The 24684-nt window shown below is 61.4% G+C and carries 11 protein-coding genes and 1 tRNA gene; 5 read left to right on the top strand and 7 right to left on the bottom strand.

Annotation, left to right across the window (positions count from 1 at the left end):
* Positions 1-26 precede the first annotated feature (26 nt).
* Positions 27-5318: a hypothetical protein gene (locus NKH52_RS17810; RefSeq protein ID WP_352731656.1), complete on the bottom strand. Its 5292-nt coding sequence runs from the start codon at positions 5316-5318 to the stop codon at positions 27-29.
* Positions 5315-14473, bottom strand: coding sequence for a twin-arginine translocation signal domain-containing protein (locus NKH52_RS17805; RefSeq protein ID WP_352731658.1), 9159 nt, complete (start codon positions 14471-14473; stop codon positions 5315-5317). The genes NKH52_RS17810 and NKH52_RS17805 overlap by 4 nt, the downstream gene beginning before the upstream one ends.
* 509 nt (positions 14474-14982) lie before the next feature.
* On the opposite strand from NKH52_RS17805, the gene NKH52_RS17800 reads away from it, so the two are divergent.
* The 4 genes from NKH52_RS17800 (at position 14983) to NKH52_RS17785 (ending at position 19437) form a co-directional block, all read left to right on the top strand.
* Positions 14983-16500 (top strand): hypothetical protein, encoded by a 1518-nt coding sequence (locus tag NKH52_RS17800; protein ID WP_352731659.1) that lies wholly within the window; start codon positions 14983-14985, stop codon positions 16498-16500.
* A gap of 1 nt (position 16501) precedes the next feature.
* A complete protein-coding gene (locus NKH52_RS17795; RefSeq protein WP_352731662.1) occupies positions 16502-17836 on the top strand; it encodes a hypothetical protein in 1335 nt (444 codons plus the stop codon).
* A gap of 90 nt (positions 17837-17926) precedes the next feature.
* Positions 17927-18148 (top strand): hypothetical protein, encoded by a 222-nt coding sequence (locus NKH52_RS17790; RefSeq protein WP_352731664.1) that lies wholly within the window; start codon positions 17927-17929, stop codon positions 18146-18148.
* Positions 18149-18168: 20 nt separating this feature from the next.
* Positions 18169-19437, top strand: a complete 1269-nt coding sequence (locus tag NKH52_RS17785; protein WP_352731667.1) for a hypothetical protein — start codon at positions 18169-18171, stop codon at positions 19435-19437.
* A gap of 29 nt (positions 19438-19466) precedes the next feature.
* Here the strand turns inward: NKH52_RS17785 and NKH52_RS17780 are convergent.
* The 4 genes from NKH52_RS17780 to NKH52_RS17765 form a co-directional block, all read right to left on the bottom strand.
* Positions 19467-19574: transfer RNA gene (locus tag NKH52_RS17780), tRNA-OTHER, on the bottom strand.
* Positions 19575-19580: 6 nt separating this feature from the next.
* Positions 19581-20063 carry a helix-turn-helix domain-containing protein gene (locus NKH52_RS17775; RefSeq protein WP_352731669.1) on the bottom strand — a complete coding sequence of 161 codons (483 nt, stop codon included), beginning with the start codon at positions 20061-20063 and terminating at the stop codon, positions 19581-19583.
* Positions 20064-20410: 347 nt separating this feature from the next.
* Complete coding sequence (locus NKH52_RS17770; protein ID WP_352731671.1) at positions 20411-21289, bottom strand: DUF3800 domain-containing protein; 879 nt, start codon at positions 21287-21289, stop codon at positions 20411-20413.
* A 139-nt stretch (positions 21290-21428) separates the two neighbouring features.
* Positions 21429-22724 (bottom strand): DUF2130 domain-containing protein, encoded by a 1296-nt coding sequence (locus tag NKH52_RS17765; RefSeq protein WP_352731673.1) that lies wholly within the window; start codon positions 22722-22724, stop codon positions 21429-21431.
* A gap of 607 nt (positions 22725-23331) precedes the next feature.
* Between NKH52_RS17765 and NKH52_RS17760 the strand changes: the two genes are divergently transcribed.
* Positions 23332-24135: a DUF4236 domain-containing protein gene (locus NKH52_RS17760; protein WP_352731676.1), complete on the top strand. Its 804-nt coding sequence runs from the start codon at positions 23332-23334 to the stop codon at positions 24133-24135.
* Here NKH52_RS17760 and NKH52_RS17755 read toward each other — a convergent pair.
* The gene (locus tag NKH52_RS17755; protein WP_352967508.1) at positions 24126-24677 is read right to left on the bottom strand and encodes an SH3 domain-containing protein; all 552 of its coding nucleotides are present in this window, start codon (positions 24675-24677) and stop codon (positions 24126-24128) included. The genes NKH52_RS17760 and NKH52_RS17755 overlap by 10 nt on opposite strands.
* Between the last annotated feature and the right edge of the window lie 7 nt (positions 24678-24684).

Here is a 24684-nt window from a genome sequence, read left to right as displayed (position 1 = left end):
ATCCGTTAGGTCTCCGCGGCGCCGGCTCATTGGTAGTTGCCGCCGGCGACGGTGATGTCGCGAAGGTTGAGCCGTGCGGCAAACCGCGGTCCAGAGTCCACGAACGTCTCCGGCTTGAACATGTCTTCAACCTGGGCAGGCTCGCGCACGTATGTCGCAGGCATGAACGTCTCGATCTCTTCCGCGTAGACATAGACGATACCCGGCCCAAGGGCGTCGACGTCGGTCTGATTCACATTGAATGTCCAAGTGCTTTTCGCATGGCTGTTCTGGACCAGACAGAGTGGCGCTTCGCCCACATCCATCGTCACGCGCCGCAAATCGCCACTCGCGCCGCTTTCGTGCATGAGCCGGAAGCGCACCGTCGGAAGGTGGAGCCGGCTGAGCTCTGCGATGGGCCCTTCTTGTTTGCCCTGATTTATCATCTCCTTTGGCCGCTGGGGTATGCGGCGCCCTTTGTGACTCGCGCCTGCCACGGTGGCGGAAATCTTGAGTTTGGCAGAGGCGGTTGGATCGTAGAGCGATCCGGCGGGTGGCGGCTTCACCTCCACCAGGGTTGTCAACGTCCGCTCGGGAAGCAACTGGCTCCACACCACAACCGGTTCGGACGCCCGAAGGTCCGGGTGGATAGTGTGCTCTTGATAGCGGACCAACCCGAAGCGCACGAACAAATTCGGTGTCTCCGGAGCCTGAATGCCAAGATCGACAAACCATTGCTCGCGGTCGATATCAAAGCGCGGCTGGAACAGCAAGAGGTCGGCAGGCTCCAGGACGGTGACGTTGTCCGCAGCGCCCGGCGGCTTGGGAATCTGTAACGGAATGGCGACGTTGCATCGGCGCTTCGGCGCCTTGCCAAATGGAGAGGTGAAGGCAGCTGCGTCCAGGCTGGTGGTCAGCGGTGCATCGTCGTGGCGAATAGGGTCGCCGCCCCAGCGCGTGAGATAGGGGCCGAGGGGTCCATGCCGATCATCCGGCAGGAACTCGTCTCCGCGTTTTGCAGCCTTGCCTGATGGGAGCAGTACTATGCCCAAGCGCTCGTCTTCGCCCGACGAAAACCAGCCGCGCTCTAGATAGATACGAACGCCGCTGACCCGCTTCGTGAACGTGGCGGATCCTTCGTTGCCGGGGACGAACCGAAATACTGGGACAGGCGAAAGTGACGCGCATTTTGATGGCCGCCCGCTGGACGGCAACCAGACGATGGCGGAGCTGCCGTCCATCTGGACTTCCCCGTCATCCGCCGCCGCGTAGCCAGGCCGTCCGGGCTTCGGGTCTGTTGGTTCGGTCGAAATATTGCCGGCTGGTTCGAACGGAGCGCTTTCCAATGATTGTTCGCCCGGTATCAGGGCTTGGCGCAGCCGCACCACCGGTTGCGAATTTCCGTCGGCGCCGGTCCAGCGCGCGGCGGTTTCGAAGTCGGGGCCGAAGCGCGACACTGCCCTGAGTCGCAACCGCAGCCGGCGCGCCTTGCCGTCCGGGAAGACGTGCAATTGCGATGCGGTGAACAGTGTTTCGCCTGCGGAATTTGTTACGCGCCTGCCGATTTGCGCTGCGATGTGAGCAAGTGATAGGTCGATCGTGTCCGTAGCGCCCTCCTGGCCAAGCTCCAACACTCCGGCACCCGGTGGCGCGATGTTGTCGATGCGCAGCAGAGTCACTTCCGATTGGTGCAAGGTGACCGCGCCGGTCTTCACTTCGATCGCCTCGAAGCCATAGACATCCAGCTCCTTGGCCGGCCGTCTCACCGGTGGGATCGGGTTGCCGCTGTCGTCGGCGACCACGGTTCTCCTCGGCCACGCGCCGGAGACACGTGCCTTGGGCGGACGACGTCTCGCCGGATCGTCGATCAGCACCTCGCGAGGCGAGATGCAGCTCGCGAGTATCTCGATGGCCGAGGTTGTGCGCCGGTCGAATGCGATCCGGCCCGACAAGATGCAACTGTGCGTGCCGATCGAATCCGTTAGATCACCCGATCTCAGCGTCTCGAGCTCCGCAAGGGTAATCTCGGTCGGACCGAGCCCGGAAGGCTGATGGCGAAGTTTGGTGTCGGGATCTCGGTTGGCAGGCGGGAGTATACCGTCGAGATCCGGATCGATGGCGAATTTGTGCCTGGTGTCAAAAGCTTTGCGATAGACGCGGTATACGGAGCCGGAAAAAGCAGGTGCGACCAACGGCCTGTTCACGGCATGCGCGACGCGCATCGAGGAAATGCCCGAAAGCTCTTCGACCGGGCCGCCGGCACCCAGGTGCTTTCCTTCGCCACACATGAAATCCCTGATCTGGACGGCCAGCGCGGTGAGCTCGTCGTCGGAGGGCACGTCGAAGAAGCCGGTCGTGATGTGGGCGGCAACTGGATGGACTGCGGTACTGGCCGACCGCTGAAGAGCAAGCTTGTAGGCCCCGATCATCTCGGTGATGGCGAAGTTCGTAGCGAGAGTGGCGGGAATGTCGGTGTCGTCGGGGAGATAGAACGCCTCCAGATCGAAATCATCGCCGCGAGCAAGGGTTATTTCGACCCGCTGCACCCGCTGTCCGCTTTTGCTGTTGAACGAGACGCCGTCTGTCCGGATCACAGTGGCTTTGCCAATGCCGGGCGAGTCCGAATCGTCGGCTGCCTTCTTGATGACAACCACCGTCGGCATTGCGTGGGGGTATGTCGACACCTCGTCATATACGGGCACTTTCGAAGCCGAGCCGAAATAGGCGCCGTCGCTGCGCCGGCGCAGCCGTAGGACCAGCTGACGCGCGTGGGGGTCGGGATAATAGGGCCTGGGCGTTAGAGGCGGGCCACCAAATTTCTCGAAGGCGTTTTGGCCGATAAAGATCGTTGCGCCGCGAACCGCGGGGCGGTCTTCCAATGGCGGAACACTCCAACCCGGAGCGAGTTTCCTCCTTGTCGGGTTCTGGCCGAAAGCGCGCTGCTCATCGATCATTGCGATAGGGAAGCCGCCTTGGGCGCTAATCGCATCCTTCGACTTCACCAGCGGTTGAGCGACGCCGAAGGCAATGTTGCGCAGCCCGCCTAGCGCCGCGTCACCACGTCCCTTCACGTCATCGAAAACCCCGGCGCGCAGGAGCATGTCCAGCGCCGCTTGCGGTGGCGTGAATATGCGGATGATTTCGTTGGGCGTAACGCGGTCTTTCGCCGTTACGTAGGGCCTGCCGTTCACCGTCGGCGGCGTCTCCGGTGCAAAATATCCCTCCGGCAAACTGCGCAAGACTGCGGACTGCACGGTACCGAAGTCCATCTCGCCGATCTTGACTCCCAGCACTGAGCCCGGCAGTAGAATATCAGGTGCGCAGATCGCCTCTTGCCGCAAGAACCGGCGCGTAGGAATCTGCTCGTCCTCGCTCGGGTCGCGCGGATACGTGTAAACTTGCGTCTTGTCTTCGTAGAGCACAGCAGCATCCTCGATGCTTCGAGACCCGCCGCCAAGGAAGACTGCGCGCATGCCGAAGCGATAGCTGCGGCCATAACGCAAGGGTGGGGCCAAGGCCTCGGCCCTGGCCCCCGCCGCCGGTAGGAAGTGCCTTTGCAGGAAGGGAAGAAGCACAAAACCGTCGGAACCCTCTTTGGGTGCCGTATCGACGCCCATGGGAGCGCCGGCCCAAGTCGCGAAGGCCTCATCGACAAATACGTCCTTGTCGATAGCTTCGCCACCGGGTGTCGGGGTCAGACGCGCGGACGGGCTGACGATAGCCTCCTCGAGCGTCCGGGTTCCGGAGGCGCCCTTCGGTTGAAGGACGTGGTCCGCCATCGAACCGTCGATCGCCACAAAATCGTCAGGCCCGTCCGCGTCGTCCCTACGCAGCCCGTAGGTCACGACCTTGCTGCCAAGAGCACGCCACACGATGCCGTTGTCTGTCTTCGTGCCGGCGTCCAGACGGCGGCCGACGACCACGTCCTGCGCGTAAAGCTCTACTTCCGACTTGTCCCTTTCGTTAGACGTCCGACGGATCTGAGCACGCACGTCCTCGGCGCGGCGGCGGTCGACCAGCGTCATGCCGGCGGTCTGGAAGCCGCGCCCATCCGCGCCAGGGCCGGCAAGAGGGCGCACCACCGCCTCGGTGGCGTGGCGCACGTCGAGGGTCACCAGGTCGTAGCGCGGCAGGGCGTCGCCGGCCACGCAATCGGCGCCCATCTGGAAGAGGCCTTTTTTCAGCCCAGGGCGGCTAGAGTCCGGCCGCGGCCAGCCGTCGGCGTCCACGGCCATCCAGGCCCGACCCAACGACTGCTTCTCTTCGCCAAGCAAGAATTCGATGGGGAACTCACCCACGGAGATCCAGTCCGGAACGAGGTCCCTTTCGTCGAGCTGGACGTCGAAGGCAAAGCTGAAAAAGCGCGACCATGCCGGGGATGACACGAGCGCCTGATAGCATTGGACGACGCGGTCGAGCAGCGTGTTGGTCTGATCTGACGGCGCCTGCTCCCACGTCGCCGCGGTGTGGCTCGCAAGCGCGGTCTGGCGCGTCTCCTCCTGGGCGGCAAGGTCACTCAGGTCAGGTTTGCGTAGCTCCTTGCAGGCATCGGTGGCCGAGTTATCCCGCTCCGCGCGAAGTGCATCGAAAGCCGCCTGCAGTTCCTCCAGCTTGGTCGCGACAACCTGCTTCTCGTACTCATCTTGAGTTTTCTTGTCCTCGTTCGGCTTGGCATCCACGCTACCGAGAACGACCGAGGTGTCATCGTCGCTCATGCTGAACGCCGCGTTCAAAAGGTTCCGCCGTGGAAGGATCCTGCCGTCGATGAGATCGCTCACACGTTTGGCCCGCTCGAACTCCAGAAGCAAAGCAAGGTCCCCGTGCTTGACCGGCAGGACTGCCTTGACTTTCATTTGCTGGCCGGGCTCGAGAGCCTTCTGCGGCTCATACGAGCCCTCGGCCTGAGGCTTTACGGTATTAGACGGGCTCGGTTCGTCCAGCCCGCTCAGGAAGGTCCTCGACGCCAGCGAGCGGTGTATGGTCTCGAGCAGCTTACCCCAAAGATCGTCCCCGTTGGGCGGAACGATCGCCGCCCATGCCCCGTCCAGCCTCGTCTGATACTCTGGATAAACGTCCTGCATTATGGTGGCCGGCTTCAGACCTCCCGCCTGCCGGGGGGTGCCGCTCGCGACGTGGACAAATATAGCCTTGTTGGTCTCGTCTGGTTTCCCCGAGGCGGACCTGATGACTTCCTGCCTGGCCATGCTCGGCCACTTGTCGAGCGGAATGCCGTCGGCCGTCATCACGGGCGTGGCGATTAGTGTCATGCGAAAATGGCCGTCGACGATCCCGTTGGGTATGACCCGAAGTACAGGCTTGACCTTCGGTGCATCAGTCATTGGCGTGTCTCCGGTTTGAGCAGGGCCGGGTCGAAATAGGCGAGGTAGTCGGCAATTGTCGCTTCGCCGAATGGCGTTGTGTTCGCTTCGATATTGGGCGCTGTCGCTTTGGTAGGCTGCCCTCCCTTCGGAATGGTTCGCGTGATGATCGACCGGTCGACACCCTGGCCGCCGCTGGAGGAGGCACTGCCGATCGAGTTGGTGCCACCACCGCCGAACGCCTTGCGTTTGTGGCTTACCGAAACCTGGAAGTCATAGTCGATGATGCCCATGGAGAAGGAGAAGGTGAAGGTCGCCTCCCCTTCCATGTCGCCGCCTGCCTTCATGCCCAGCCGGACATAGAGCGAGGCGTAGAAACTGAAGATCCAGATGCTGGCCTCGCCGCCGACGAAGAACGTACCGTAGATGTCGGTCAGTGTGCGGCGCTTTCCTTCTGACTCCACCTGCATCGACCGAATGTAGAAGCCACTTGTCAGACGGCCTCTAGCAACGAGTGGGCCAGTGGAGAAATCGGCAACCCCGCCGAATTCGAAGGATGCCTCGAAACCGCGGAACCCTTGAGCATCCGCGTAGATCGCGACGAAGCCGCCGCCGCCGTAGGGAGGCACGGAGATGAGGAACGGTGCCATCGGGCGCCCGAGAGCAAAACGGAACAGCGCCGCCTCACCGTCGAACGGCAACTCTGCCGCGGCGTTGAGCAGGACGTTGGAGAATGCAACGCCGCCGAGCTGGATGGTGCCGAGATTGATGCCATATCCGGCCAGGATGCCCGGCCTGCCGCGCATGGGCTCGATGAAGAAGCCACTGCCGTCCTTGGACGGCGTCATATAGGACTGCAGCTTCTTCACGAACTCCAGTTTCTTGCCAATCTTGAAGTCGCGGTAATGGACGTCGAAGCGCGGGGATCCGCCCAATTCGAAGCCGAATTCGACGCCATCGAAGATCAGCGTGACCGCATCGAAGACGTTGCCGAGCAGATTGACGTCGAACGGCCCTATGCGACCCTTCGCGTTCATGTCGGCCTCGACCTTGATCAGATTGATCGTGGCCGTCATCGCGAGCTCGAACCGGCTCGGAGGCTTGGGCGTGAAGACGCCGCCGGTCATCTTAGCGATCTTGCCACCGTCGAAATCGAACCCCAGCGAATAGCTGAGCGTACGTTTCACCGGCACGAGTTCGGAGATCAGTTCCTCGACCTGGTCGCGCAGAGCCGCGATATCAACCAGGGAGGACAGCTCTCCACGGGAGATGTCGTCCCAAATCCGCTGGATGTTGTCGAAAATCTTCTCGACCGCCGAGTGTCCGCCTGAGACCGAATCGAGGAAGGTCTGCAACTCGCTGCGTTTCGTGGAGATGAGCTTGGGCTCAGTCAGAGGTGGTGTCGGCTTCAACAGCCTGTCGACCGCAGCCTTCTCCCGTGCCAGCTTGTCGCAATCCGTCTTCAGCGGATTGCACACCCCGAGGAACGGCTCGACAGTCAAGGCTTTCTGGATGGCTGGCCCGGCGACGGTATATTCCTTGGCCTTGTCGACAAGGGCGTTCCGAAGCTCCAAGATCTTTGCGTAGCCGCCTTGCAACGCCTTGAAGAGCTGTTCCACCGGGGCGTCGAGTGCTTGCCCGGCGAGACTCTCAGGCAGGCCTCTGGCGCGGCTGAGGAGGGCGGCATAGCTCACCGAAACACGCTGCAACGCGCGTTCGATCTTGTCGGTCCGGGCGAGGCCGCTTTCTCCCTTGAACAGTTGACTGACAGTGATTGCCCCGTCCACTTTCGCATCGAGCAGTTGCTTCACCGTCTCGTCGGCGAGCGGCGTCGGCAAACCAAGGCCTGCGATCAGCACAGCCAATTCACGGCAGTCGCCGTCAAGTGTCTCGAGTGAAACGGCGAGGTCCTCGCGCTCTGTCCTGAGCACGTCGGGAACTCGTTTGCGGACGATCTCTGACGCGAGTTTAAGGAGATCGCCGACTTCGGAGCTCGCAAGGGTTGCCACCACGCTGGTCCATCGGAACAGCGTGGTTAGCGCGACCCTCAAGGCAGACGCGGCGGCTTTGTCCCATCTGTTCAGCGCGTCCTTTAGGTCGTTTCCGAATGCCGAAGCCAACGCGCCTGCGGCCGCCGCCGAAACGATGACGGCGAGGTGGTCGCCGAGCAAATCGAAGAGGCTTTCGGATTCCGTACGGATCCGCCGCAGCCCCTGTTCGACTTCTCCAGCGAGGACGCGCAGACGGTCGGCCGCGGCCAGCATCGCCTCGGGAGTCATGACCGGCGGTGTGCCCTGGCCCTGCGAAAGCGCCGCCAGCTCATGATGTACCGATTGAGCATGCCCGGCGACGGCGACGACCTCGCAGAACAGTCTGCGATAAGTTGGAAGCGCTTTGTTAAAGTCAGTTATTGCCGAGCGAACGCTGTCAGCGGCGCTGCCGGGCGGCAGCGTGCCTTGCGCCGCTACGAGGTCGCCCGCCAGCTTGAACGTGTCTGCCGCGCTCCTGGCGAAGCCCGCGAGGAAATGGTCCGGAGTCAGGCCCTCAATGGCGTCTGCCACAGCCTTGGCCTGTACCTCATCGTCGGCCGGAAGCTTGGCGATGCAGGCTGCGGTGACAGCGGCAGGCAGTTCCGGATCGATCTGGGTTTTCGACGCAAATGGGCCGGTGGCGACCTGCACAAGACGGCCCAGAATATTCTCGATCCATGCCCGCAATTGCGCTTCCCGCGCCTTGATTTTGTCCTTGATCTCCGTCTGGAAAGCAAGGAGGTCGATATTCAGATAATCGCGGCCGAGTTGTACCAGCAATGCGAAAACACGGTCTGGCCGATCCGCACTCACCGCCCTCACAAGCTCGCGCAGCAATTCGATGAGTTGAACGATCGCGCGGACGCGTGCGACCCAAATCCCCCATTCGGGTGTCGATGGGACGCCGTCTATCCAACCATCCATCTTCGCCTTGGCGCCTTCCAGCCGCCGGCGGTAGGCAAGAACGGCTTCGGCGACGATGGTCCTGTCAGCCGGGGTGTAGCCATTGAAGAGGTCCAAAAACTTTTGAGCTATCGATGGGTTGCGCAGGCCCGCTTCGGTCTCCTTTGCCGACGCGATGGCGACGTCCAGGAAGGTCGCCGTAGTCTGCTTCAGCGCGGCCTTTGGTTCGAGTTCACCGCTGGCGAGGCGTGAAACGATGCCTGTCAGATCGACATTGACGGCGCGCAATTCGGCGAGAGCCGACGTCGAGAGGTCGAATATCGCTTCACCGCTCTTCGAGATGGCGCGCAACGCTTCGATCTCGTCCCAGGGCAATTGGTCGGCGAGGTAGATCAGCAGTTCGCGCGCGATGTCTTCCTTGGTCGCCTGAAGGGCGTCGACGAACTTTTTCGTTGCGTGTTCGTATGCCTTGATCTCGGCCTGTATGTCGCCCGCCACAGTGTCGAACTGGCCGCGAGCGGCCTGTTCGATGCGTTCGACGGGGTTTGCGGCAAGCCTTGCAAGCTCGCGCATGAACTGCCGACCCGCTTCATGCACGGCCGCGAGACGGCCCACGATGACAATCGGATCGGTTTCCCCCATCGCATCCAGCAGCGCCGCTTCGAGCTTGTTCAGGCCCCGGTCGATTTCGGGGTAGAGCGTCCGCAGCGAGGTCGCCTTGAAGTTCGGCAGGATCTGTTGAAACTGGCCGATGGCGCTTTCCTGCAACCCGACCTGACTGCGGTCGAGCCTCGACCATTCCTTGCGTGCCGTTCGGACGAGTTGCAGCAGCGGTGCTAGAATCTCGCTGTGGAGCAGGTCGATGGCGCCTGCGGCGCCCTGCTGAAGTTGCGCCAGTGCCTGCGAGCCGTAGTCTATGACCTCCTTGAGCGCCGGCATGGCGTCAACGCCGCCGGCCAGCTTCAAAAGCTTCATCAGCGACTGGAAGGAGATGACACCGAGAAGCTTGGCGTCGGCGCTGAAGAAGCTCTCAAAGACCGCCGACGTCGTCTCCTCGCTCGCGGGCGGGACGGCGGGCGGGCCGCCTTCGGGCGGCGGCGGTTGAGGTGCCGGCAGCGAGAACTGCGCTGCCACGGACAACAGCTTCGGCCATGGCGCATAGGCCGTCGCAGTGTCCGACGGACCGCGTCGGTAGATCTTTTGGCCCGGTTGCGCTCCCAGAATACCCTTTGAGCGGCTGAGCGCGATGATATCCATGTTCGGCCGGCCCACACCGCCCGACTGGTTGCCGTTCGGTCCCATACTCATCTTCGGCGGAGCCGGCATGTCCACAAAGAGGAACACCTCTGCTGCGTTGCCGGCCAAGGTCTCGTTGTCCTGTGCCTGGGCGCCGGGTTCCTCCTCGCTGCGCCTCGGCAAACCGCGCAGAACGTAGCTCCCGTCGAAGCGCACCCGGGCCGGGCCCATAGCCGCGCCGGACATGCACTCGGCCTGCTCGATATGGATATTTGCCGAGGACATAACCGGATAAAATGCGGGCTGGTCGGCGCCTTCCAGCACACCCGTGTTCGTCATCAGGTCGTTCTGCCCCTCCCAGCTTTTTCCATCGCTCACCGACCTGCCGTCGACGTCCAGCACGATGCTGTCGACCGCGAACGACGTATCGCCTTCCTTGACCGGCTCGGCGAAGCGAAGCGTCTGGCCGTTGAGACGAGCCTTCCGCCAGGCGGCTTCGTCGAGGCTCCGGTAGTATTTCAAGAGCGCGTCCAGGGCGGTTTTGTTCTTCGCCGCGATCCGGTCGACGAAAATCAGTGGCATCTTGGTGCGCCGCCCATCGAGCGTGAACTCGAAGCGGAAGCGCGCCTGTTCTGTGGTTGCTGTCTGCGGCCAGAACGCCAGCCCTGGCTGATTGTCGAGGAATATCCGTCCGCTCAGGCTTGCGCCGGATGGCGGCGTGTCTATTTCGAGAGTGGGATCGACGATGTCGGGCGTCTCGCGCGTGAGCATCGTCACGTCCTCGGAGCACCATTGCCGCCCCTTGTTGGGCTGTCCGACGGCAGGGAATTTCTTGGTTGGGGACGACACCCTGACGAACATGCGTTGCCGGAGCACCGCCTTAACGCCGAAGTCCTCGTCGTTCGGCCGATCGCCCTTCATGCGGACGAAGATACGCTCTGTGATCTTGACCAGCGAAGCCTTGTGCCCGAGCGGGTAGAGGTACCCGGAATAGACGACGGTGGCGAGCACGTCGCGCCCGAGTACGATCAGATGCTGCCACCTCTCAATCGACAGGCCATCGAACAGCGATCGGCCGTCGTAGGTGACGGCGGGTGCCGGCGGGAGGAAGTTCGTATCGTGGTTGAGAAAGCCTCCGATCGCGCTTAGCGACAATTCGCTGACGTCCAGCGGCTTCGGTCGATAATAGGCCAGATCAGGCGTCGCATCCGTGAGGTGGAAATCCGTGCCGGGCTCGAACTGCCCGGACTTTTCGATCAGCTCGCCACCATCGGTATCGTTGTCGCCAATCTGGCGGCGGCGGCCAGTGACCGGCAGGCCATAGGCGGAAGACAACAACACCAGTTCATGCCGGTCGTAGGCGTCCAGCGACGTCCGGAATGTGTGTAGGTCCGGCTGGTTGTAGTAGCGCGCTCGGATCCTGAAGATCTCGCAGATGCGCTCGAACATCGTTGGTGTCGGATTGCGGTTGATAAGCTCTCCGGACGTGGGCACGCGACATGCGATCTCATCCGTCTCTTCGGGCGGTGGGGCCGCGGCGGAACCCGTCGGCTTTGAAGCCTGGTCAGCTTCCTTGACCTTTGCTGGATGGAGCCGAACACCGTCGACCTGTTCCCGCCGCAATATCCAAGGAGCCCAAGGGCCGCGCGGCGGCGGGCCGGCGATCCGTGGTACGCCGTCGCTGCCGACCGGAATAAAGCCAATGGCCTCCGGCCGAACATCAGGTGACCAGACGGCTCGAAGGCTGGGCTCGGCGTCCTCAGTGATGAGCCTGGCGGTCCAAAGCGGTTCGTAGGCCTCGTAACGGTTGCCGTCCGGAGGCGGATCGGTGTCGAAGACGTCCGGCTCGACCCCTTCCGGCGCATCCCGGCTCACTTTTCGGGGCGATTGCCATATCGCGTTCTGCGCGGTCGAAAGGATCAGGCGCGACGGAATCTCGATGCGCGTCTCCAATCCCTTGGGACGCTTGGTCAGATTGGCGCGAACCTGACCGAGATGTGACTCGGATGGTTTGGCGCCGGGCTCGAAGCCCTGCTGGACAAGGATTGCGTGATCATCAACGCTTGCCACCCTCCCCGCAACTGGAGGTATGGTTCCAGACGCGAGCGGCTCGTAAAGCTTTCGCGCCCTTTGGGTCACGTGGGGCTCGTGGCGCGACCAGTTGGTGAGCGCGGCGAAGGTGAAGGGTATCGCGCCGAAGCGCTGCACGCCGGGTCCGAGTGCTGCTGGATTATCAGTTGGATAGCCCGGCAAATCGTTCACTTCGGCAGAATCGCCGGGTGCTGCCTCGAAGTTTACGCGGAACGCGAGGAGACTGCGACCCGACAATCTGGCCATCGCAAGTTGGTCGTACGGTTCTCGGCCCGAAATCTGTTTGAGAAACGCGGCGGTGAATTGCGCTTCAAGCTCAGGCGACGGAAGATATTCCGACGGCACCGGCACCCTTTGCCGATTTATGAACTCTGCGAACAGCTTGTCGGGATCGCCCGTAGCGGCGTCCGAAGTCTCACCACGCGTTTCAATGACATAGGCGCGAAATGCATCGCGCCACAGTTTGTAGAGAGGGAAGACCTTTTCGGCATCCGCCTCGGCCTGCAGCAGCTCGCGGAGCTCCCAGGTGGCGACGTTCGCCGGCTGGACCTTGGCGGCCTCGACAAGCATCTTAGCAACAATCGGCGACAGCATCTTGTCGCTATTCTGCAACTGCCAGGCGCGCGCGACCTTAATCGCCTCGGGAGACATCGAATATGGACCGAAATACTGTTTCTGGTCCTCCGGCAGGCTCGACGTAGCCAACAACAGTTTTCGCAATGCAGCAAATGGTGGTTCGGAATCCGTTGCTTCCTTAGACTGTTCTGTCTCCAGCACTTCCTTTTTCTCACCGACCGCCTTGCGGGCGTCAGCCCGTTTCTTTGCGTCGGGTTCGGCCCGCAACATTGTGAGGAAGGATTCGAGATCGCCTGAGTCCTTTGGCCACGCCGTATCGGGAAGCGGTCCGAGTTCCTGTCGATAGAAGGCTTCCTCCATCACGTGCTGCGGCGGAAACTCAACCGCGAGGACAGGCCGGCGATCGCTGACCTCATCCTCGAGGCCGAGCTTGCCGCTGCTGCCGTTGCCGTACTCGGGAAGTTGCTTTCGTACGACGGTCTGGCGGGCATCGGGGCTGGAAGGTCGAAGCGACCGCCCGATCCCGATAGGCTCCCCACTTTCGTTCGTGCTTACGGAGAAGCCAAGGACGAGGTCGGTGAAGCGAAACCGCACGTCTACGAGGTCGTAGTCCCGGTGTGCCTGGAGCGTCGAGCTGCCAAGATCCAGCCAGGCAAACTCACCCGACAGGGTCGGGGCTCCAAGCCAAAGATAACCATCGGGCGTGTTCCAATGCACTTCTGGCACGACAAGGCCTGGCAATGGACTTCCATCGACGTAGTTGAACCTGAAATGACTTCCGGCGACAGAAAGGGAGCTGTCTCGGGTATCGGGGAGTGCCGTGTCGATGCCATGGAGAGCGACATCTGCATAGAGCCTGCGCAGAACGTCGGAGTCCTCCGTGGCGGCGCTGCTCAGGCCGTCGGCACCACGACGACGGTCGGCAAGCAGAAAGAACGTCCGTTCCGACACGCCGGCACGGTCTCCGAGAGCCGTCGCCAAGACAGCATCGAATTTGCGCTGGGCCGCGAGGGCGGCATCCTCGACCTGGTCTCCCTGGTTGGCGATCGCGGCCGTGTCGATCGGCAAGGGGGCTACCGCCATGCGCCCGACTAGCGTCGCGATCCGCACCGTTTCGGCCTGTGGCTGTGGGCCTGTCGGTTTGTCCGGCGATGATTCCGAAGGTGGCGCGGAACGCCTGCCACCAGCATCGGCGATCATGACGTCGCGCCATCCGCCCTTTTCGGTACCCGTCGCTATGCGGGTTATCATGACGTCGTTGAGGGGAAGGTCCGTGCAGATAGGCAGCGACGTTTCGGTGTTCACGCTCAACTGGCAGTCTAAAACGCCACCCACGGCTGCGAACAGCGCAACGACCGAGGCGGAATCGGCTCCCCCCTCGCTTACGAGTCTGGAATTCGGATCCAATTGGCCGATGAACAGATCGCCAACAAGCGCTGCCTCCTGCTGCGGCGGAGCGATGGTGATCGTCGGCGTTTCCCTGTTTCCGATAAATCGAAACGAAGCCGCCCATTCGGCCAGACTGTGGGCGGTCAGGCGACGCCCAGCGCCTCCAAGATCGCCGCCCGCTCGACGTTCCCACTGGACGACGAATAGGCCTGAGCGCTTGTTGTCTGCTTCAAGAGCGGGCGCTTCAACGGCCCCATCTAGGGCCGTAATCGGACGGTCGCCTTGGCTATTCGGCTCTACAACCCATTGAAGGTCTGCATTGAACCCGACCTTCATGCGATCCCTGACCGCAACCTGCCCGTCAAACATGGAGCCGAGCGTTTGTTGGATGCTTCCCTGCGACAACGTTTCGACTAGCCTTGTTCGGTCGATGATGAACGAGTGCAGGTCAAGGCGGTTGTTGGCCTCCTTACGAAAGGCTGGGTTCCCGCTTACGCTCGACCAGACGTTCGTCTCGATGCCGACAGTCCAGGGCTTGTCATCTCGACGTTCGAAGACGAATGTTACCTCCAGCAGCTGGTCACGGACGTCCTTGACATGCCGTCCCCAAGACGCGCCGCGTACGTTCAACTGGCGGCGGAGCGCTCCATCCACTGTCCGCAACGCCTGAGCTTTGGAATCCCAGCTCGCGTACTCTTCCGGGTGCATGTCGAACCAAGCGTCGGGCCCGAATGACGCCACTTCCAGCGTCCAGTCGCGGTAGGTCACGGAAGTATCAGTGGAGACTCGGCGGACGGCGACGCTCTTTTCGTCGTCAGACAGGATAAAGATTAGATCCGCCCCAGTATCCGGGTCCGGCAGAACGGCCCCCAACGCCAGATTGGCGGTCGCGGCGATGATCGGCGCCGCTGCGGCGCCGCCGAGAAAATCGCGACGGGTGATGCCAGGCATCTTCTTCCGCCCTGCGAGTCGCGTCGATCCCCAGCGCACACCCATTTTCGTTTCTCGCACCGTAATGGGTTTGCAGCGTAGCTACTTCAACGGATGGGCGCGCGTGAATAAACCGTGAAAAAAGCCGGCCTGCGGATTGCCGACAAAGACACCAAAGACATGCGGTGATCGTCGCCATCAAACCGGTCACTGTCCCCGGAGAAGTGAGGCTCAAGAACTTTCTGCCATATGAAGACTGGCTTGCACACGTGCCAAATTCGCGGCGTTCTTTGTGAGAACAGTCGTGCTCAGACTTTGATCATCCAAGTTTCGTGCAATCAGTAGCTTCTTCGATTGTTTCGGTTTAAAGTAGAACGGGCGGGGGAGAAGAAATGCTTACACTGCGCGCACTCGGACGATTCGAGCTTTTGGATGCCGCTTGCGTGGATCACAGTCCCAGTTCCCGGAAAGCTTGTGGTGTCCTTGCCTTGCTGGCGCTGTCACCCGGGCTGCGTCGGAGCAGGTCATGGTTGCAGGAGAAGCTGTGGAGCGACCGCGGTGGCGAGCAGGCCGCGGCGAGCCTCCGCCAAGCGTTGCGCGACATCCGTCGGCACTTGGGAGTTCACCGCGGCATCCTGCGCAGCGACCGGGTGTCGGTTTCACTGGACGGAGTGCTGCTGGACGTATCGTTTCAGCCCCCTATACGACCCGATCCAGCGGAGCTGGAGGCAGATCTGTTCGAGGACTTAGACATAGCCGACCCGCAGTTTCGAGCATGGATCCGATATCAACGCCAGGCAGTGGAGACACATCTGGCAGCGAGCAACAGCAACTGCCAGCAGCCGGCCGGCGTACGTCTGTCGAACCGCCGCCGCGCGGTCCTTTTTGTCACGACAGGCTCCAGTCGGGGCGGCAGTGGCGAACGCATGGCGCGCCTGGCATTCAGCCTTGCGGCCGACGCCATCCGTCCGAATATCGACGCAGAATTTATCTACTCATACGACTCTAAGGTCACCTCGCGCGATCCCGAAACGGATCAAGCCGTGGTGATAAAAGCAAGGGTCGGCGATTTCTCGGGACTCGTCTCAATCGCGGTTGCCGTCAGTGATCTCGCCAGCAAATGCGTCGTCTACACAGAGGAGATTACGCTCCCTTCAGGGGAGGTGGACCCGGCCTACCTGCCGCATTTCGTCAGGATGGTAAACCGCATTGCGAAGGCCGCGCTGGATGCACTGATGCGCGGCACCGAGCCGGCCGCAGACGACCGGGTCATGGCGCTGAGGCTGTTTAATAGCGCCCGCATGCTCACCTTCACCCTGGGCAAGGAAAACTTGGAGCTTGCAGACCAACAATGCATGGCAGCGTTCGAGCGGTGTCCGCGCGGGAGCCTGCTCGCGTGGAGGTCGTTCATCCGTCAGATCAGCCACTTCCACCACCTAACCTGCGACTTCCTAAGCGATCGTCAGTCGAGCGGACATCTGACGACCAATGCGCTCGACCGGTTCCCGGACGATTCACTCGTTCTGTCGCTGGGTGCCCATGCCGAGTATCTGTTTGGTAACAGCACCTCATCGGCGCTGCGCCTCGCGAGACACGCCATCACCGCCAATGCGCTGGATCCTTTGGCTTGGGCAGCTCTGTCAAATCTCCAGACGGCGACGTCCGACCACCGTGCCAGCTATCGGTCGGCACGTCGCGCCATCGATCTCAGTGCGGGAACCCCGGCTTCTTACTTCTTCGAGTTCTACGGATGCATGGCCGCGGCCGGGCTCGGCGCGTACGGTGTGGCCGCTCAGCACGCGCGGGCATCGCGCTTGTCTTCGCCCCGTTTCGCCCCGCCGCAGCGTTACATGGTGGCGCTGAAGGCCTCGGCCGAGGATCAGCGAGGGTTCCGCCGCGCCATCCAGGGGCTGAAGGCACTCGAGCCCTCCTTCGAGTTGGATCTTCTGCTGGAGGGCAGTTACCCGGTCAACACCATGCGGCGAATGCCGCTCATCGACATCGTCGAGGGGCGCGTACGTCGCGCGGCTACACTGGAGTCTTGCTGATATGCGGTTCGTCACGCTCGCCTTCTTCGCCGCCTGGCTACTGACTGCCGCGCCCGCCGGGGCTGTTGACCTGTGCAGCACGTTCACGGAAAGCACCATGCATCACGCTGGCGTCTCGCCAGTCGCAACATGGAGGACCGATTATCCCTCCCGCCTATCAGCCACTCCGGCACCGTGGAGTGGTATATCCTTTGCCGACGAACCCGAGCGCTACATGAAGGCGGTGCTCGACGAGGTCCGGCCATATTTCGTGCGCAAGGACAAGACGCTTGTCGGTGCCGGCGACGGGCCGTGGTGGCTGTCGCTCTGGATGGACTACGACAAGCTTGGGCGCGAACCGCTAATGGGCCTGACGAAGGAACTGGCGCCTCGCACGCGACAGCTTTCCAGGACCTCGGAATCAGGCTCGCAGGTCTGGGCAGTGAATTTCTACAATGAACCTGGCGCAGTGGCATTGCATCAGGTGTTCGCGGACCCCTGTTCGCCGACCATTCCGAAAGAGTTGCTGTTCGCCGAGGGAACTGTGGCGATCAAATTCCTGTTCACCGACGCCAATCTCGGCAAGTCCGCAGGCCAGGTCGGGTATCTGGACGGCGCACCAAAATACGAGGCGTATATCGACCCCGAGGGGACATATTGGCCCGCCGAGACAAAGGCTCGTGGCAAGCGCGATGTGAACATGCTTCAGCTCGACCTCGCGGTTCGCGATCCGAACGCGACTAAGACGGGCTGGGTATTCGGAACTTTCGTTTGGATGGGCCCATCGAAAGGCGATGGTCTATACGACAACCTCGTGCCTGCCGTGTTGATGTGGGCAAACGACGCGGATGTGTTCGACGACAAGATCAAGGAAAGTTGGATCAATCCCGCAGTAGTGGCGGAATTCTCAGGCTGGGATGAGCGGCCGTTCCTCGGCTTCAATGGACGGGCCAACGGCCCCGCGGACAACCTCAACTCTTCCTGTCTGTCATGCCATGCTGCCGCCCGTCTCCCGCTTGCGAAAGACGGGATCGCGCGTCCCGGCAAGTTTCCTGTCAATCTCAAGAACCAAAAGGAGGTCGAGGATCACGTCAAGCTCTGGTTCCAGGACATCCAGCCGGGTGAGCTGTTTCAGCCGAGTAACCCGCCGGCGGTAGCCGCGGTGGACTATTCGCTTCAAATAAGAGCCGCCATCGAAAGGATGTGTTTTGCCTGCAAAGACGGTGCCATGCAGGGTGCCACGCCGGAGATTTGTAGGACAACGCACTATTTCGACGGAGCGATTTGCATCAAGAAGATGAAACCAGAGGTGCTGATGTCTCAAAAGTTGCGCGAACAGAACTTGCCGCGCGAGTAATGGACGGGAGCATGAAAAAGTTGGGGGCGTCCGACCGGGGCCATGGTTCCCGCGCACTCGCTTCTGCAGCGCCGGAAGCATGAGATCGGCGTGCCGAGTGAGATCGATGAGACTGACGCCGGCGTGTGGCTCCCTATCGAAAGGGGTCGCAAACCCGCGCCGCTCCATGAGCAGGTCCTCCTGCAACGGCAAGGTTATGCGCTGATCATGTTGTCGCAGGACGCAGTCTCGAGCGAAGAGGACGATGTTGACGAGGAAGCCGAAATGACGTCGGCAGATCGGCTCAAACGCCGCCTGTTTTCCGACCGGTGAGGACGGGGCAGGGGGCTGGTTTGAGCGCAGAGCATTCGGTAGTTTCTTCCTTTGAGGGCAAGGCGCATGGCCCCATTGAGCTCGCCGACACGGTTGTTGCTATCCATCTTCAAGGCAAGCCTTGTGAGTTCAGGGATGTTTCGCTGCGGCTGGATGACCACCTTGACCTCCAGCTGAGCTGGACAGGGCCTCTCAGGCCGGGGGTTGTTAGGATTGATCAGGATCTCAAGGTCACCTTCGAGGGTGGGACGACGGCCGAGTTCCTGATGCTTTCCCATAAATATCACTTTGTCGGGCATGAAGAATTCTCGGCGACGTCGCGATTCTCGCCTTTGGAACTCGCCGGGAAGTCCAAGGGATTGGCGGAAGCCGTCATTTCGTGCGGTCCGGCAATCCATCCAAAGAAGGTCGGGATCACACTGAAGTTCGGCAGTCTGGCGGTGACCGTACAGCCATTCGATCACTTCCTGGCCTTGGGCGGCGGGGGTGTTCGGCTTCCGCTGGTATCCACGATTTCACATCGGGCGCTGCTTCGATCCTTGGATGGCAAACCCCTGAAAGCCGCCAAGCTGTATGAATTTCTCGGCCATATATGCTCCTTCCTTGGGTTCATAAAAGGAACGAAGGTTGGATACGGTGAGGTCCGCAATGCTGCTCACAACGGGTTCCGATCTCTGGGATTCACCCGGGCCGACAGGCTGGAGGCGCCGCGAAACTGGTATCATTGGGCGTTGGCCGACGGGTTGCCGGCGCTGTTTGCCAGCTACATGGCGGTCCTTCAGACCCCGGAGGCCAAGCGCGGCGTCGGGCGCGCGTTGGCCTATTATAGGATAGCGAACCTCTCCCGCTACAATTCGGTGGAGACGGCGGTCATCATGTCGGCAGCCGGCCTAGAAACCCTCGCAGCCTATGTTCTGGGGACACGGGGCGGGTGGAGCGTCTCGATGTTGCGCAACGTCAGTCTTGCCGAACAAATCAGAGCCTGTACCCGCCTGCTCAAAATCGAAGGGGATCCGGCAGATCAATCCGACCTGCTTCGCAAACGTTTGAAAGCTAAGAAGGGGCAGCCGGCTCGCGATGGGTTCTCGTTGCTGACCGAATTCCGCAACGGCGTCACGCATTCGTCGCCCTTCAATTATGACATGGACATTTTCCACGCCTGGGACGCCTCACAATGGCTTCTTGAAATGCAGCTCCTGGCGCTGTTCAACTACCGCGGAAAATACCAGGATCGGCGTTTGGAAATGCGATCTTACGCTGGCAATCTCGCGACCTTTCCAGTCGCGTAGGCAAGGCCCAGGCGCGGCGTGAGAAACGATGGGCGTGACGGCAGGACTTGAACCTGCGACCTCCTCGCCCCTAGATAGCGGTGTCACGCACCACCCAGGTCGAAAGCGAGGCGCTCTATCCTCTGAGCTACGTCACGATCTGCCTACACCCCGTTGTCGACGACCAGGACCGGCTTCTTGCGCTTCAGCCGGTCCGATCTCTCCTCGGCCGCCTTCTTGATCTCGGCGGCCTTTTCCAAGGCAAACGGCCTGGCGGCCTCGATCAAGCCGTCGAAGTGATAGCGGTTCGTCATGCTGCCATTGGGCGTGTTGCGTCGTTCTTCCCGGCCAAGAAGTTTAAGGGCCTCAAGGGCGGCAATACGTTTTTGAATGGTGCGGGGCGTCACCCCGATCGCCTTGGCGATGGTTTCGACCGAGGGGTGGGGCAGGTTGTCGGGAAGCCACCAGTACTGGACCAGGTGGATGATGATGTTCATGTCCAGCGCATCGAGGCCGAGAGCCTGCTGCTTCTCGATGATGATGTTGGGGAAAGCGCTCCAGCCTGTGGCCATGAGTGCCTTGGTCCACTTCTTCTCGTTGGTGCGTAGCTTGTCGACGTCTGCCTTGGCGGTTTCTGGCTGGGCCATCTGAGGCTCCCTGTGATGAACTGCGCCTAGATATGGTGGTTTCCCGTGATGACGCAAGGGCATTGGGGACGGTTCTGCATTCAGGGGGAGGGTGTTTCAAGGTTCGCCCGGCCTATGTCCCTCGATTCAGGGGCGGGGGAACCGCGCTGCACCCAAAAAAGAGGACTTGATAATAGGAAGTGTCGATCAGACGAACCGTGCTATACGCAAGCGATAAGATAGGCCCCCCGACCAGAGGTTCACCCGGGGTGTTGACAAAGAGAGCGTCAATACCCATACTTTGCACGTGAGCATCGCTCCGGGGTTGGCGCTAGGCGCCAGCCGAACTTTTCAAAACGAAGGCCCGGCTAGTCCGGGTCTTTGTTTTTTATCCGTTCAAAGCAGCTGTATTTGATGCCGCAGGATGCCAGGTCCTCGGGCGGCAGGTGCGCGTCGATGAGACGCTTGTGGTCCATCAGGGCCCTGTAGGGCCGGTAGGACGGGTCATAGCCGCCCTTGGCAATCGGATAGAGGTAGAGATCGGCGATCTGCAACATCGGTGTAGCTTTGGTTCTGCCGCGAGGCTCCCCGCGCACGATGTCCCTGAACTCCTCGGCGGTTAACGACCCGTAGCTGGCGGAGTTGGCACCGTCGAACGGCATCCCCTGCGTCTTCAGGATCCGCGTGTAGGCTATCAAGTCGCGGTCCTCGGCTTTGCCGGCACGCTCGAAGAACACGCGCAGCTTGCGGTCCTGGCTGCGGGCATATTTGGCGGCGCGCTCGATCAGGATGCAGTAGGCGGTCTTGCACATGAACCAGAGCTGGTCCCGGTACCGGTCGCGATAGCGGGCAACATAGCCCGGTCGGTCGATGACTGCTGCGATGCCGATCACGGGCAGCCCAAGTAGCATTCCCTGCAAGTCTCCCAGGAATTCAAAAGCTGACTCCGGCTTCTTCAGCCAGCCGAAGTCGCCACGGCCGCCCCGGATCGCCCAGGAGTGGAGCGGGTAGGTGATGCCGTGCTTCTGGCAGAAGGCCTCGTGGCGGGCATAGAGCTCGTCGACGTCCTCTTCGTTGATGAGGATGCCGCCGAGGGCGAAATAATCCATCTCGTCCCGCCGCTTCTCCTTTGGTTGTCGGTCTGGCTCGCGGCTGCCGCTATCATCGAGGTAAAGGTGGATTTCACGGTCCGTCACGGGCAGGCTTTCATTGTCCGCACAGCTTGGCGCAAAAACCGCAGGCTGCATAGCAATCTGATGACCCGGCCGGGCGAGGGGGTTGAGCGCGGCGGCTTCTTGGCATTGCGTTCCGCTTTTGACGGATCATCCGTCACAAGGAGCAGCTTGCCCTCGTTCTCAAATCCGATATCCAGTTAGATTAGCCTTCTCAATCTGGGATGGACGCGGATGCTTCTATGGCCAAGACCTCCAAGCCCGCGATCTCCTGCATCACCTTGCCGGCGATGCCCTGCAGATCGCCGTACATTCCGATGGTCGACTCGATGACACCCTGGATCTGAGCCTCCCGCTTTGCCCACAGGCGGATTGTGGCTTTCCTTTCCTTGGCAAGGTCGTCCTGCATATCGGAGAATTTCTCGACGATCGCCTCGACCCGGTGGCGAAACCTGGGGCCAGTCAGATAGCCGTAGACCTGCTCCATCTTGGTGGCCTGGCCGTCCTGGGCGAGGCGGGAGTTGGCGAGCTCGATGAGGGACTGCCTGAGCATGATCGCGATCGGAATCGCGCATTTGGGATGGGCGATGTAGACGCCATCCACCAGATCGAACGTTTCGACTCCCGCAGGCAGCGCCTCGGAGATCATCAAAGCGATGTCTGCCTTGGCGGCGCGCTGGTCTGTCCGCAGCTTGCCCAGCCAGCCCTGGCTCCAGTTCTTGGTGCGTTTTGATTCCCACAGGATAGCGCCGCACGCCTGGCCGGCCGGCCCCACCACGCGTTGCAGCACGTCACCACCAAACTCACCCTTGGCGACCGGTTCGATGATGTCCATCGGGAACCGGCTGGCGATCAGCGACTCCAGCTCGAGCTCAAGGACCTCGCCCTGAAGCTGCTGAGATCCTTGCTCGGCGCGGCGCTTCAGCTCCTCGATCTGGCGCTGCATGCCGGCAATCTGTTCCTCTTTCTCGGCCACCTTCATCTTGAGGCCGTCTTCGGCTTCGGTCCTGGCCTTGACGCGGACGGCGTCCAACCCTTCCTGGATCCTCTTTTCGATGGTAAGCGCCATTTCGCGCTTTTCATCGTCGAGCGCCCGCTGCTGCTTCATAAATTCGGCCTGCTGCAACTGCGCCGCAGCGAGCTTTTCGTCCCGCGCCCTCAGCGTCGTCTCCATCTCGCCCAGCCTCCTGTCCTTGTCCTCAAGGTCGGTCGAGACGAGAAGTTTTGCCTTGCGGGCCTCTTCAGCGGCGATGGCGGCACGTTCGAGCTTGAGTTTTTCGGCGACCTGGCTGTCGATGTCATCCCGGGCGGCGTCGATAGCCGCCTGCTTGCGTTGAACCTCCTCCTCCCTGGCCGTCATGGCGGCGTTGCTCTGCGCCAGTCGCCGTTCATATTCCTCGCGCGTGGCCGCAATCAGCGGCGCCGCGAGCGACTCATTGAGCTTGATGTCGGTCTTGCAGCTCGGGCAGCTGATTGTCGGCTCATTGAGAGTCCTGGGCTGGACAGTCATCAGGCAGATCCTCGCAAGGGAACGTGGTGCAAAAGAACGCCTCAAAGCATACAGGATTGCAGGGCTGCCGAATAGAACAAAGAGTGAACTTGCCACTTATCCCCCGGAGAGGGTACCTGCTTGGTCACCTCTTCGACCGAACCGTGGCGGGGAGGGGAGCAAAAGTGCTGACCGCGGATGAAGGGCTATGAGTTTCTGGATCAATTGCTGTCCGAGGAGCGCACCGCTCTGAACAGCAGCCTCGATCGGTTTCTCGTGTTGAACCCGTCGCTGGCCGATCTTCAGATCAACGTTGTATTCGAGAAGAGCCAAAGGGTGATGAAATCATCCGTGTGGGCCGCAAGGTATTGCGAGACATTGAGCGTTTCCAGGAGACCCTCAAATCATATCTTGCACAACAGGAGATAGCGCTTCCGGTGCTGCAGATCGATGTCGGGACACCTTAAGATCAAGGCTCGGCCAAAGTGGAGGCCGTTGCGGCGAAGCCGGTAAGCGCGAACGGAACTTTCAAATCGATAGACTACTTGGCCTCGAGTTCTATGAAACGGAAGTTGCTTCGCAAGTGCCCCAACGCTAGTGTTCGCTTCAAAATACGCGCGGGGGCGCAGTGGGGTTTAGATACAGAAAGTCATTGAGGCTTATTCCCGGCGTTCGCCTGAACGTCACCGGGAAGGGGCTCAGCAGTGCCTCCTTTGGCAAGCCCGGCTCGACATTGAACATGGGCCGTGGCGGCATTCAGAGCACTGTTGGTCTTCCCGGTTCGGGCATGTCCTATTCTTCCAAGCGCAGCGGCAAATCCGCTCTTTTTGTGGGTTTATTGATCGCAGCACTCGTGGCCCTGATCTACCACGCCGCCAGGGGAAGCCGGGCGGCGCAAGTGTCCTTGCTTGCCATCGGTGTCGTCGGTGTGGGGGCGGCCTTAATGGCCCAGAATTCCGACACAAAATCCAGCGCTGCGCCAAGCCTGACATTGGCACCCCGAACCGACCGCCATGAACCAGGACAGACCCAACCGCTGCCGCCGGCAAGCCGCTACATCAGCCCTTCGAATCCGCCGCCATTTGTGGAAGCAGTCAAAGCGCCGGTTCAGCAGGAAGCTCCCGTTGGCGATAGCTGGCCCACCTCCGCTGGTGATCAGAAACCGCCAAGCACGTCATCGGGAACCCATCTGGGTTCCTCGGCAGCGGCCGAGCAGCCGCAAAGCGAGCAATTTCCAACGGCAGTCGTGACCAGGACCGCGAATATCCGTTCGGATCCTTCCATGGCCGCCGCCGTAATGAGTCAGGTGCCGGCGGGCACGACTCTGGCAGTGGTCGAAATCAACGGTCGCTGGGCGCGGGTCAGCAAGGACGAAGTGCCGTTGGGGTGGATCAACCGCTCGCTCTTGGCAGCGCAGCCTGCCTACCAGTAGCACACCGGGCTCCTGCCGCCTGGCCTGCTGTAGGCGCTCCGACCCCCGCACAAACGCCCGTTTCGCATCAGATCGTATGGGCAGTCGCATCTGCCGACCACGGGGGCTCTGACAGGATCGCCCGCAGCATGCTCCGAAACGGTGCCGTCATCTGATGCAGCCGCTGGCGCAACCGGTGTGGTCGAAGTCAGCTCGACCGGCTCCGCCTGGCTGAGGTAGTCGCCATGGATCCATCCGATTCGTGCGGAGACCGTCACATTGTACCAGTCACCTTGTTGACCATTGGTCTGGACGAGGTCGCCCAGCGGAAGCGTGGTGATGATACGCGCCCCGGTGTCCGGCGCGACCCTGACACGGACTTTTTTGGTGGTGTACAGCCAGCGAACCAACGTGGCGGGGTTGGGCTTCTGGGTAGCCACCGCGTCGGGCTTTGCATAGGCAATCGAACTACTGTTCGGCTGTGCCTGAGGCGCGACGGCGGGGGGTGGTGCGGGGACCGCGGGCGGGGCGGGGGGTGGCGATCGGGCGTCTATGCTCGACATGGCCCAT

This window comes from Mesorhizobium sp. M1066 (genome assembly GCF_040318635.1).
GTDB lineage: Bacteria > Pseudomonadota > Alphaproteobacteria > Rhizobiales > Rhizobiaceae > Mesorhizobium.
Note: the sequence above shows the minus strand (reverse complement) of the source record. Positions and strands in the feature narration are given on the sequence as shown.

Excerpts from the sequence above, each read along its gene's own strand:
- NKH52_RS17805 (WP_352731658.1), bottom strand. The coding sequence starts at position 14,473 with ATGCCTGGCATCACCCGTCGCGATTTTCTCGGCGGCGCCGCAGCGGCG.
- NKH52_RS17810 (WP_352731656.1), bottom strand. The coding sequence starts at position 5,318 with ATGACTGATGCACCGAAGGTCAAGCCTGTACTTCGGGTCATACCCAAC.
- NKH52_RS17765 (WP_352731673.1), bottom strand. The coding sequence starts at position 22,724 with ATGACTGTCCAGCCCAGGACTCTCAATGAGCCGACAATCAGCTGCCCG.
- NKH52_RS17755 (WP_352967508.1), bottom strand. The coding sequence starts at position 24,677 with ATGTCGAGCATAGACGCCCGATCGCCACCCCCCGCCCCGCCCGCGGTC.
- NKH52_RS17795 (WP_352731662.1), top strand. The coding sequence starts at position 16,502 with ATGCGGTTCGTCACGCTCGCCTTCTTCGCCGCCTGGCTACTGACTGCC.
- NKH52_RS17775 (WP_352731669.1), bottom strand. The coding sequence starts at position 20,063 with ATGGCCCAGCCAGAAACCGCCAAGGCAGACGTCGACAAGCTACGCACC.
- NKH52_RS17770 (WP_352731671.1), bottom strand. The coding sequence starts at position 21,289 with ATGCAGCCTGCGGTTTTTGCGCCAAGCTGTGCGGACAATGAAAGCCTG.